The 9,595-nt window shown below is 71.4% G+C and carries 11 protein-coding genes and 1 other RNA gene; 8 read left to right on the top strand and 4 right to left on the bottom strand.

Annotated features, from left to right (window positions below):
- The 4 genes from FV223_RS12415 to FV223_RS12430 all read right to left on the bottom strand — a co-directional run.
- Window positions 1-201: hypothetical protein (locus FV223_RS12415; protein WP_147727340.1), on the bottom strand; the 201-nt coding region annotated here is incomplete at its 3' end.
- Window positions 188-1,579, bottom strand: a complete 1,392-nt coding sequence (locus FV223_RS32425) for a family 2B encapsulin nanocompartment shell protein (protein WP_147727341.1) — start codon at window positions 1,577-1,579, stop codon at window positions 188-190. The genes FV223_RS12415 and FV223_RS32425, both read right to left, overlap by 14 nt.
- Window positions 1,580-2,053: 474 nt before the next feature.
- Window positions 2,054-2,914: a serine O-acetyltransferase gene (gene cysE, locus FV223_RS12425; protein WP_187274774.1), complete on the bottom strand. Its 861-nt coding sequence runs from the start codon at window positions 2,912-2,914 to the stop codon at window positions 2,054-2,056.
- A 28-nt stretch (window positions 2,915-2,942) separates the two neighbouring features.
- Complete coding sequence (locus FV223_RS12430) at window positions 2,943-3,140, bottom strand: hypothetical protein (RefSeq protein WP_147727347.1); 198 nt, start codon at window positions 3,138-3,140, stop codon at window positions 2,943-2,945.
- Window positions 3,141-3,397: 257 nt separating this feature from the next.
- Between FV223_RS12430 and FV223_RS12435 the strand changes: the two genes are divergently transcribed.
- The 8 genes from FV223_RS12435 to FV223_RS31765 all read left to right on the top strand — a co-directional run.
- Window positions 3,398-3,823, top strand: coding sequence for a YeeE/YedE thiosulfate transporter family protein (locus tag FV223_RS12435; protein WP_147727342.1), 426 nt, complete (start codon window positions 3,398-3,400; stop codon window positions 3,821-3,823).
- Window positions 3,823-4,272, top strand: a complete 450-nt coding sequence (locus FV223_RS12440) for a YeeE/YedE family protein (protein ID WP_147727348.1) — start codon at window positions 3,823-3,825, stop codon at window positions 4,270-4,272. The genes FV223_RS12435 and FV223_RS12440 overlap by 1 nt, the downstream gene beginning before the upstream one ends.
- Window positions 4,273-4,624: 352 nt before the next feature.
- Window positions 4,625-5,065, top strand: a complete 441-nt coding sequence (locus tag FV223_RS12445; protein ID WP_147727343.1) for a VOC family protein — start codon at window positions 4,625-4,627, stop codon at window positions 5,063-5,065.
- 44 nt (window positions 5,066-5,109) lie between these two features.
- An RNA gene (gene rnpB / locus FV223_RS12450) (RNase P RNA component class A) lies at window positions 5,110-5,518 on the top strand.
- Between the two features lie 522 nt (window positions 5,519-6,040).
- On the top strand, window positions 6,041-7,087 hold the full coding sequence (rsmH, locus tag FV223_RS12455; protein ID WP_147727344.1) for a 16S rRNA (cytosine(1402)-N(4))-methyltransferase RsmH: 1,047 nt from the start codon (window positions 6,041-6,043) through the stop codon (window positions 7,085-7,087).
- Window positions 7,084-7,500: a hypothetical protein gene (locus FV223_RS12460; protein ID WP_147727345.1), complete on the top strand. Its 417-nt coding sequence runs from the start codon at window positions 7,084-7,086 to the stop codon at window positions 7,498-7,500. Before rsmH ends, FV223_RS12460 begins: the two co-directional genes overlap by 4 nt.
- Before the next feature lie 158 nt (window positions 7,501-7,658).
- On the top strand, window positions 7,659-9,422 hold the full coding sequence (locus FV223_RS12465; protein ID WP_243933420.1) for a penicillin-binding protein 2: 1,764 nt from the start codon (window positions 7,659-7,661) through the stop codon (window positions 9,420-9,422).
- A gap of 11 nt (window positions 9,423-9,433) precedes the next feature.
- Window positions 9,434-9,595: Mur ligase domain-containing protein (locus tag FV223_RS31765; RefSeq protein WP_348644790.1), on the top strand; the 162-nt coding region annotated here is incomplete at its 3' end.

The following is a 9,595-nucleotide window of genomic DNA, read 5'->3' on the forward strand; positions in this document are numbered from 1 at the left end:
CTCCAGGCCTTGGGGACGCTGCGGCGACGCCGGCACGGCGGGGGCGAGCGGGGCGGACGCCGCGTTGCCCTGGCCGTAGATCTCGCGGGCGAGGCGCCCGACGAGATCGGCATGGGTGAGGGAGGCGGCGGAGTCGCCCGTCGCGCCCGTGGGGATGCCGATGGCGGAGATGCCCAAGACGCCGGCCTCAGGCGTAGTCATGGTAGTTGCCGAGCAGCACGTTATCGAGGCGGGCGATCGCGTCCTCGACCAGCACCGCGGCCGAGAAGTAGCGGGTGACGAGGTGCGAGGCGATCGAGTGGTCGTTGGTGCCCATGTAGCGCACCGACAGGCCCGGCTCGATCTCGCCGGTGACGCCCGACTTCTGCAGGCCGACGACGCCCTGCTCGCCCTCGCCGACGCGCAAGAGCAGGATTGAGGTGGTCTGGGCGCCGGTCGCCGGGTCGGTGTCGATCGGCAGCTTGTCGCTCGGCACCAGCGGCACGCCGCGCCAGGTCAGGAAGGGCGCGCCGAACAGGTGCACCACGACCGGCGGCACGCCGCGGCGGGTGGCCTCGCGGCCGAAGGCGGCGATGGCGCGGGGATGCGCCACGAAGAAGGCGGGCTTCTTCCAGACCAGGGTCAGAAGCTCGTCGAGATCGTCGGGCGTCGGCGGGCCGGAGCGCGTCGGGATGCGCTGGCGGCCGCCGACCTCGTTGAGCAGGCCGAACTCGGAGTTGTTGAGCAGCTCCCACTCCTCGCGCTCCTTCACGGCATCCACCGTCAGGCGGATCTGCTCGCGGAGCTGATCGATCTCGTTCGAGTAGAGATCGGTGATGCGGGTGTGGGTGTTGAGGATCGTCTGGATCGTCGAGAGGTGATACTCGCGCGGATCGATCTCGTAGTCGACGAAGGTCGTCGGCAGGCGCGGGGCGCCGGTGTGGACGGCCAGCAGCTCGATGCCCTGCTCGCCGTGGCTGTTGGTGTGCCCCTTCAGGCGGTCGCGCTCCTCGACGTACTGCGCGATGCGGTTCTTGACCGCGTCGTCGTCGAGGGCCGCGCGGTCGAGGGTGAGCAGGGTCACCGCCGAGAGCGCCTTGACGGCGGGCGCGGGCTGGCTGCCGCCGACCAGGGTCTCGTCGCCGAAGAAGTCGCCGCGGGTGGCGAGACCCGAGCGCAGCCGGTTCTTGTAGGGGCCGGACAGCGAGAGCTCGACGGTGCCGTCGGCGACGATCGTCAGGCTGCGGTCGCCCGCGCCGCCCTCCGAGATCGTCTCGCCGGCATTGTGCCGGCTCTCGGTGAACCGGTCCCCCAGCGCGGCCAGCTCGGCATCGCCGAGGCGGCTGAACGGCGGCACCGCGCGCAGCGAGGCGGGGCTGATCGCGCGGCCCTTGCCGTCCGAGGCGAGGTCGATGCGGCCGGGCTTGGCCAGCACCACGGCGCGACGGTTCACGCGGTAGACGCCGCCGTCGACGTCGACGAAGGGCAGCAGCCGCAGGAGCCAGCGGGGGGTGTTGGCGAGGTTCTGGACCGACGTGACGGTCGCGGTCGATAGATTGCGTGCTGCCGATGCGCCCACGCTCTGCCCTTGTCCGCTCATCGTTCGTCGTCCCCGCTTGATTGTCGTTCGAGCCCGGGCACGTTGCTGTGCCGGCATGATGTATCGGCCGCAGCCATCCCGCATGAAGGGATGGCGCGTTCGGATGAAGCATCGAATGCTTGACGTCCACCCACGACGACCTGCGTCGCGTCTTGGAACGTTCGTGGTCTAGCCTCGGCCGCGATGCGCGGTCAATAGAACGATTTTCTCAAGTTGCGATGTATTGCAGAAATGCCGGCTATCGAATGCTGGTATGATGAATTACGGTGCCGTGCAGTCGTGTTTCTGGAGAATGCACTTCTCCAAAAGCCTCGTCCGGCGCGATGAAGGCTTAGCTCGTCCCACCGTCCGCTCAATCGTTCCGACGCCCGCGCGGGACGAGCGACCGTTCCCGTCGCCGAGACGAGCGAGACGGCGCAGCCGCCGGCGCCTCCGATCGTGGCCGCGAGCCGGCCGCCTTCGCATCGGCCCGTGTCAGATCCCGTCCCCGAAGAACTGGTCCATGCTCTGGGCCGGCTCCTCGCTGCGCGGCAGCTTCGACACCACGCGCGCCGGCACCCCGGCGACCGTGGTGTGGGCCGGCACGTCGTGCAGCACGACCGCGGCCGCCGCGACGCGGGCGCCCTCGCCGACGCGGATGTTGCCGAGCACCTTGGCGCCGACGCTCAGCAGCACCCCGCGCTCGATCTTGGGATGGCGGTCGCCGCTCTCCTTGCCGTTGCCGCCGAGCGTCACGGATTGCAGGATCGAGACGTCGTCGGCGATCACCGTGGTCTCGCCGATCACCACCCCGGTGGCGTGATCGATGAACACGCCGGAGCCGATGCGCGCCGCCGGGTGGATGTCGGCGCCGAACACTTCCGAGATCCGGCTCTGCACGTGCAGCGCCAGCGTCGCCCGGCCCTGGTGCCAGAGCCAGTGCGCCACCCGGTAGCCCTCCAGCGCCGCCAGGCCCTTGTAGAACAGGAACGGGTCGAGATAGCGCCGGCAGGTCGGGTCGCGCTCGCGGATGGCGACGAGGTCGCGCACCGCGTGGGCGCCGGCATGCGGGTCGGCCTCGAAGGCGGCGAGGCAGAGGTCGCGCATCGCCAGCCGCGACAGGTCGCCGTCGCCGAGACGGTGCGCGAGCCGGTAGGCGAAGGCCTGCGCGATGCTGCGCTGGTCGAGGACGGTCGCCTGGATGATGCCGGCATAGAGCGGCTCCTCCACCAGCGCCGCCTCGGCCTCGGCGCGGACCTCCGCCCAGACCGCGTCGACGCTCGTGCTGCGGCTCGTCGTCCGCAGCGGCGCCTGCGGCAGGGAGGAGCGCGCCTCGAGGATGGCTCCGAGGCTCATGCGGCGACCCGCGAACGGATCGGCATCCTCACGCCGTCCGCTTCTCGAAGAGATCCGGCAGGTAGCGATGCAGGGTCTCGTGGCCGTCGAACTTGACGTCGAGGGTGACCCGGGCCGCCTGCGCCTCGTCGTGCGTCTCGACCACGCGACCGAGGGCGTGGCGCCAGATGCCGAGCGCTTCGGCGACGTCGAGCCGAGCGAACACGACCTGATCGCCCTCGGCGATCGCGGCGGCCGCGCCGGTGCGATGCGCCCCCGCCCGCGGCGAACGAACCGGGGTCGGCGGCGCGAGGACGTCGTTGTCCTCCCAGGGGTCGAATTCGGAGATGCTTTGCGTCGCGGAAGCTCTGTCCAGCAGCATGATTCTTCCGTTAAGTTGTTGACTTAATTGAATAATTGGTGATCCTGCGGGGGATTGCAAGCCTTGTTTCCGGCGACCCCGCGCGATACGCCGGCCGCCGCACGCGAAGGAGGACCGCCCGCATGACCAGCATCGATCTGTCCGCACTCGCCGGCGGAGCGCTGATCGGCCTCTCGGTGGCGCTGCTGCTGCTGCTGAACGGCCGCATCGCCGGCATCAGCGGCCTCGTCGCCGGCCTCGGCACCGACCGGGGCGAGCGCCGGCGGGTGGATGCCGCCTTCGTCGCCGGCTTGCTGATCGGGCCGCCGGCCTTCGCCTGGCTCTCCGGCGCGTGGCCGGAGATGCGGATCGTCGCCTCGCTGCCGGTGCTCGTCGTCGCGGGCCTGCTCGTCGGGTTCGGCACGCGGCTCGGCTCGGGCTGCACCAGCGGCCACGGCGTCGCCGGCCTCGCCCGTCTGTCGCCGCGCTCGCTCGTGGCGGTGCTCACCTTCCTGTCGGCCGGGATGGCGACGGTAGCGGCGGCGCGCGCCTTCGGGGGGGCGTGGTGATCGGCCTCCGGCGCCTGCTGGCGGGGCTCGCGGCGGGCGTGATCTTCGGGGTCGGCCTGTCCGTGTCCGGCATGCTCGACCCGGTGCGGGTCCGCGGCTTCCTCGACGTCACGGGAGCCTGGGACCCGAGCCTGATGTTCGTGCTCGGCGGCGCGGTCGCCGTCTCGGCGCTCGGCTATCGCCTGTCCCGCCGGCTGCCGCGGCCGGTCCTCGCCGACGCCTTCCAGATCCCGACGAACCGCCGGATCGACGCGGCCCTCGTCGGCGGGTCGGCCGTGTTCGGGATCGGCTGGGGGCTCTCCGGCTTCTGCCCCGGGCCGGCGGTCGCGGCCCTCTCGACCGGGAGACTGCCCGTCGCCGTCTTCGTTGCGGCGATGCTGGTCGGGATGGCCGCCCACCGCTTCGCGACGGCGCCGGGATCGAGAGCCGCCGCGGGGCCGACGCGATAAGATCCCGGCGCACGGTCCGCCCGCCGGACGATCGCGCCGCCAAGCCCGGACGGGATCCTGTGCGAAGCCGCCCCGAGGACGAAGAACGTCGCCGACGGGGCGGAGATCGTCGGGGCTCTTCCTTCGAAGCCCTGCGGCCCGACGGGGATGCCGCCGCCGCGTCGGCCGACGCGATCCAGGCGCGTGTCGCGATTCGCGACCGCGCCGACGGGTACGGCCTACCGGCCGCCCGATCGGGCGCTAGCTACCGCGGCGACCCGCCCGGCGCCGCGACCTTCGTCGGCTGCGCCGGGCGTCCCGCAGATCCGGCCGGGGAGGCGGGACGCCGCCCCGGCCCAACAGGATGCCGCCTATGGAATATCTGCACACGATGGTGCGCGTCGCCGACCTCGACACGGCGCTCGCGTTCTACGTCGACACCTTCGGATTGCAGGAGGTGCGCCGCATCGACAACGAGAAGGGCCGCTTCACGCTGGTCTTCCTCGCCGCCCCCGGCGACGCGGCCCGCGCCGAGACCACCAAGTCCCCCCTGGTGGAGCTGACCTACAACTGGGACCCGGAGACCTATTCCGGCGGGCGCAACTTCGGGCACCTGGCCTATCAGGTCGACGACATCTACGCCTTCTGCGCCCGGCTGAAGGACAAGGGCGTCACCATCAACCGGCCGCCGCGCGACGGCCACATGGCCTTCGTGAAGTCGCCGGACGGCATCTCGATCGAGATCCTGCAGAAGGGCGGCGCGAAGGAGCCGCAGGAGCCGTGGGCCTCGATGGAGAACACCGGCAGCTGGTAGCCCGCTTGACCCGGGCGACCGATCCGGCCCACATCCGCGCCGGATCAGTCGGCCGGGCGGCCGCTCCGGGCGTCAGCCCGGGGAGGAAAGTCCGGGCTCCATGGAGAGACGGTGCCGGATAACGTCCGGCGGGGGCGACCCCAGGGACAGTGCCACAGAGAGCAGACCGCCCCGGGCCGCGAGGTCGCGGGGTCAGGGTGAAAGGGTGCGGTAAGAGCGCACCGCGGACGCGGCAACGCGGACGGCACGGCAAACCCCACCGGGAGCAAGACCGAATAGGGGCGGCGCGCCTCGCCTCGCGAGAGGCAGAGGCAGGCCCGCTCTCCAGGCCAGTCGCCCGGGTTGGTTGCTCGAGGCGGTCGGCAACGATCGTCCCAGAGGAATGGCCGCCACGTCCGGGTGCCTCGCGGCATCCGGGCCCTACAGAACCCGGCTTACAGGCCGGCTGATCCGCTCGTTCCCGGCCCGGCGCGTCGTCGGGAACCCCGGCTAAGCCGTTGACGGATCGTGCCGATCCTCGGGCGGCTGCGGGATCGTGGGGAATATATGCCCGCGCTGGGCGAAGCTGTGCGAAGCTTTCGCCGGCTGACGCTTTCACGTCGTCACTACAGTCGTCAATCGCAGCTCGAACCTCGGCCGACGCGACGAAAAATTGACCGTCGGTTAACCTTGTCGAGGTCAGATCGGACGTCCGCGATGCGGGTCTTCGCTTGCGTTGACGATCGTCAGAGGCCCATGGTACCCGCCAACATCTCGTCAACGGTGACTTCCGGATCGACGGACGCGCCCCGCGCCCAAGCGGGGATCGCCCGTGTGCGGGCCTTTGGCCGCCGCATCACCGGGACCGCCCAAACCGACCGCGCCGCGACGCAGCGGCCGGGTGCAGGCAGCCATGAGCCGAACCGTTCCCCCCGTCCACGGCGGGCTGCCTCGGCCGCGCGCGGCCCGGCGAACCTCCGCAGGCGGGGTGCCCCGATGACGCGCAAGCCCCTGGAGCCGGCCGGCGGACCGCACGTTCCGGTGCTGCTCGACGAGGTGCTGGCCTCCCTCGACCTGTGCGGGGCCGGGCTTGCGGTCGACGGCACCTTCGGCGCCGGCGGCTACACCCGCGCGATGCTCGCCGCCGATCCCGACCTGCGCGTGATCGGCATCGACCGCGACCCGTCGGCGATCGCCGGCGGCGCCGGGCTCGTCGCCGCCGCGAACGGGCGGCTCACCCTGGTTCCCGGACGGTTCGGCGCCCTCGACGCCCACCTCGCTGAGCTCGGCGAGGCGCAGGCCGATCGGATCGTGCTCGATATCGGCGTGTCGTCGATGCAGATCGACCAGCCCGAGCGCGGCTTCTCGTTCCGCAACGACGGCCCGCTCGACATGCGGATGGCCGCCACCGGCCTCAGCGCCGCCGACCTCGTCAATGAGGCCGAGGAGGCGGAGCTCGCCGACATCATCTACCATTACGGCGAGGAGCGGCGCTCGCGCGCGGTGGCCCGCACCATCATCGAGGCGCGCCGGCGCGGCCGGATCGAGACCACGGCGCAGCTCGCCGACCTCGTCGCCGGCGTCGTCCGCACCGAGCCCGGCAGCGGCATCCATCCGGCGACGCGCACGTTCCAGGGCCTGCGCATCGCGGTCAACGACGAGCTCGGGGAGCTGGTCCAGGCGCTGCACGCGGCCGAGCGGATGCTCGGGCCGGGCGGGCGGCTCGCGGTGGTGACCTTCCACTCGCTCGAGGACCGCATCGTCAAGCAGTTCTTCTCCGCCCGCAGCGGCCGCGCGGTCCAGGCCTCGCGCCACATGCCGAGCGCGCTGCCCGGCGGCGAGCCCGCCGCCGCCAAGAGCTTCAAGCCGGTGACCAAGGGACCGGTGCTGCCCTCCGATTCCGAGACCGCGCGCAACCCGCGCGCGCGCTCGGCCAAGCTGCGGGCCGCCGAGCGCACGGATGCACCCGTGCCGGCGCCGCTCGCCGCGATCCAGGCGCTCGCCGCGCTTCCCGAAGCCCCGCGCGGAGGCGCACGCCGGTGATCCGCCTGCTCAACCTGCTCGCCGTCGCCGGCCTCGTCGCCTCGGCGATCTACGCCTACTCGATCAAGTACGACACGCTCTACCAGGGCGGTCAGGTCTCGAAGCTGAAGAGCGGCCTGCATGCCGAGCGGCAGGCCATCGCCGTGCTGCGCGCCGAGTGGCAGCTCCTGACCCGGCCGGACCGGCTTCAGGCGGCGGTGGAGAAGCACCTCGCCCTGGAGCCGATCGGCACCAGCCATCTCGGGCGCCTCGCCGACCTGCCGGCCCGGCCCGAGCGCGGCGACGAGATCGGCCGCCTGCTCGCGGCCACCGCGACGCCGAAGGAGAAGGGGCCGGCCTCCGAGCCCCGCACCACCGGATCGATCACCCGCACCGTCGTCACGACCCGCACGCCGAACGCGGCCTCGAGGTAGTCCCCGTGTCCCAAGACGCTCACGACGCCGCACCCGAAGACGCCGCCCGCGATCCGCAGGCCGCCGACCCGCACGCGCTGCCCGACGACGCGGCCGGGCACGATCACGCCGAGCCCGAGCTTGAATCCGCGCCGCGTTCCCACGCCGTCGAGGAGCCGGTGCTCGAGACCGAGCCGCGGGTCCATCCCGGGATGCGCCTGTTCCGGGCGATGTTCCGCCTCGCGATCGAGCGCTCCTACACCCGCGTCGCGCTGGTCGGCCTCGCGTTCCTGGCGGTGTTCGGCGCGATCAGCGTGCGGCTCCTGTCGATCGCGATCTTCGGCGCGCCGCCGAGCCAGGAGCACCGGGTGGCGGCCGCCGCCACCACCGCGATCCGGCCCGACATCATCGACCGCAACGGCGAGATCCTCGCCACCGACATCCGCACCGTCTCGGTCTTCGCCGAGCCCGGCAACATCTACGACAAGGACGAGGCGGTCGAGCTGCTCACCGCCGTCCTGCCCGAGCTGAACGCCACGGAGCTGCGCGCCAAGCTCACCCAGAAGCCGGGCAAGAAGGGCGTCGGCTTCGTCTGGGTGAAGCGCGAGCTGACGCCGAAGCAGCAGGCCGAGGTCCACCGGCTCGGCATCCCCGGCATCGGCTTCCTGCCCGACCACAAGCGCGTCTACCCGAACGGGGTCGCCGCCGCCCACATCATCGGCGCGACGAACCTCGACAACATCGGCATCGCCGGGATGGAGAAGTACATCGACAACCAGGGCAACAAGGCCCTGAACGAGTTCGGCTTCGTCGCCAAGCAGACCGACCTCAAGCCGATCCAGCTCTCGGTCGACCTGCGCGCGCAGTTCGCGGTGCGCGACGAGCTGGCCAAGGGCATCGAGCACTTCAAGGCCAAGGCCGGCGCCTCGATGATCCTCGACGTCCAGACCGGCGAGGTGATCGCGCTGGTCTCGATGCCGGACTTCGACCCGAACAACCCGGTCGACGCCCTGTCCGACGACAAGATCAACCGCATGAACGTCGGCGTCTACGAGATGGGCTCGACCTTCAAGGCGATGACCCTCGCGATGGCGCTCGAATCGGGCAAGTACAACGTCAACTCGACCTTCGACACCCGCGGCGGCGTGCTGAGCTGGGGCCGCCAGAAGATCCACGAGTATCACGGCACCAACCGCGTCATCACCATGCCCGAGGTGTTCACCCACTCGTCCAACATCGGCTCGGCCAAGATGGCGCTCGGCGTCGGCGTGCCCGGCCACAAGGCGTTCCTCAAGAAGATGGGCCTGCTCGACCGGATGCGGACCGAGCTGCCCGAGTCGGCCATGCCGATCATCCCGCCGCGCTGGACCGAGATCAACACCATCACCATCGCCTTCGGCCACGGCCTCGCGGTGGCGCCGATCCAGGCGACGGCGGCGGTGGCGGCGATCGCCAACGGCGGCTTCCTGATGACGCCGACCTTCCTCAAGACCGACGTCAAGGAGGCGATGGCGAAGGCGACGCAGGTGCTGAGCCCGCAGACCAGCGAGGCGATGCGCTTCATCATGCGGCTCAACGCGACCGAAGGCTCGGCCAAGAAGGCGGCGATCCCGTACTACTTCGTCGGCGGCAAGACCGGCACCGCCGAGAAGGTGATCGGCGGGCGCTACAACAAGAACCGCCTGTTCACGACCTTCATGGCGGCCGCCCCGATGGACAAGCCGAAATACCTGTTCGTGACCATCATGGACGAGCCGCAGGGCCTGCCGGAGAGCGGCGGCTACGCCACCGCCGCCTGGAACTCCGGCGTCGTCACCGGCAAGGTGATCGAGCGCGTCGCGCCGATCCTCGGCCTGCCGCCGCAATTCGAGCCGCCGGCCAAGCCCTTCCCGCTGATGGTCAAGCTCAACGCCTACCACGCCAGCATGGTCGGCGGCCCGTGAGCGCGCCGACCCTGGGCACCCTGTTCCCGGATGCGGGAACGGGCGAAGCCGGCCGCCCGGTGGCCGGGCTGACCGCCGACAGCCGCAACGTGGTGCCGGGCGGCGTCTTCGTCGCGGTGCCGGGGACCCGGGCCGACGGGCGGCTGTTCGCGGCCAAGGCCGCGGCGGCCTTG

This window comes from Methylobacterium sp. WL116 (assembly GCF_008039455.1).
Lineage (GTDB): Bacteria > Pseudomonadota > Alphaproteobacteria > Rhizobiales > Beijerinckiaceae > Methylobacterium.